This window comes from Streptomyces sp. NPDC094034, assembly GCF_040303865.1.
GTDB lineage: Bacteria > Actinomycetota > Actinomycetes > Streptomycetales > Streptomycetaceae > Streptomyces.
In genome coordinates, this window is sequence record NZ_JBEOUD010000125.1 from 1 (window position 1) to 1,301 (window position 1,301).

A 1,301-nucleotide genomic window follows, 5' to 3' on the forward strand; every position below is an offset into this window, starting at 1 on the left:
GTGGCGGGTCCGGGTGCGGGCATGGGCGAGGATCTCGACCGCCTCACTGGGATGGCCGAGCCAGGTGGCGGAGTAGGCGAGGTCGGAGAGGACTCCGGCTCCGAGGTCGCGGTCGTCGGCGCTGTGGGCTGAGTGCAGGGCGGTGCGCCAGTGTCGTTGCGCCGAGGCGTGGCGGCCTTGGTCGAAGTGGAGCCAGGCGGCGCTCTGGGCTGCCTGAGCCAGAACGGTACGCAGCCGGCGGCCGGTGGGTTCGTCGTAGCGGGCTGAGTCGAGCAGGTTGATAGTGACACGCATGGCCGCGCCGAGGAGGTCAGCACACTCCTGAGGGGATGTGTTCGCCAGGCCGGGGAGACGTTCGACGCTGCTCTCCAGCCAGGTGAGCAAGCTTCCGTCGACACGGCGCCCGGCCAGAGCCCCAACGAGGCGTTCGGGTTCGACGCGGGCCCATTCGGTTGCCATTCCGACTAAGGATCCGGCGGCGAGAACGAGGAAGGTACGGCGGTCAGGCTGGTCGAGATCCACCAATAACTCCGTGTGGGCGGCGCGGACGCCGACTGGGCTGAAGGGGAATGGGCGATCGTAGGCGGGGAGCCACCATGGCCATGCCATGGTCCGCCACCGTGCGGAATCGATGCCCAGGACGTCGGCCAGCAGCTCTTGATAGAGGTCGCTTGGGGCGCCTACCCGCCTGTGCTCCCACCGGTAGATGCGACCGCGGTCGGCAGCGATGCGAAGACTGCGGCGTTGCGCGGCCAGGTTCAGGTGATAGGCAAGCTTTTCCATGCTCCACCCGCGTTGCAGGCGCACGTAGGTCAGGGGATGGCATACCGCTTCCGTCGTCATGCACACCCCTCAACTCTCGTGTCTGTACGGCACCGTAGCGACCCGCTTCGCAGAGCGGGCCCACATCGGGGATACAGACTCCAACGGGGTGTGCGGCCCACGGTGGAGGCAGCTCGGGGAGGTTCCGGGCATCTCTCGTCGGCCTGCCGACACCGGCCTTCTGCGCGATGTGCCGGGCCGCCATTCTTCCGGGAGGCGTGCATGAAACACGTACTCGTCACTGGAGGTGCGGGCTTCATCGGCTCGCACTTCGTCAAGCGGATCATCCGGACTGAGGATGTCGCCCGTGTGACCGTCCTTGACGCCCTCACCTACGCCGGTCACATCGAGAACCTGGGCATGGCATTTCTGTCGGACAAACTACGGTTCGTCCACGGCGACATCCGTGACGCAGCTGTTGTCGACAGCCTGATGGCGTCCGGTCCCACAGCAGTGGTGCATTTCGCGGCCGAGTCCCA

General features: G+C 66.7%; 2 protein-coding genes. One reads left to right on the top strand and one right to left on the bottom strand.

Translation table 11 applies throughout. The annotated features are described in order from the left end of the window. On the bottom strand, nucleotides 1-843 hold an 843-nt coding region (locus ABTZ59_RS37130; protein ID WP_503003870.1), incomplete at its 3' end, for an NsdA family TPR-like regulatory protein. Between the two features lie 201 nt (nucleotides 844-1,044). Here ABTZ59_RS37130 and ABTZ59_RS37135 point away from each other — a divergent pair. After that, on the top strand, nucleotides 1,045-1,301 hold a 257-nt coding region (locus ABTZ59_RS37135; protein ID WP_351425984.1), incomplete at its 3' end, for a GDP-mannose 4,6-dehydratase.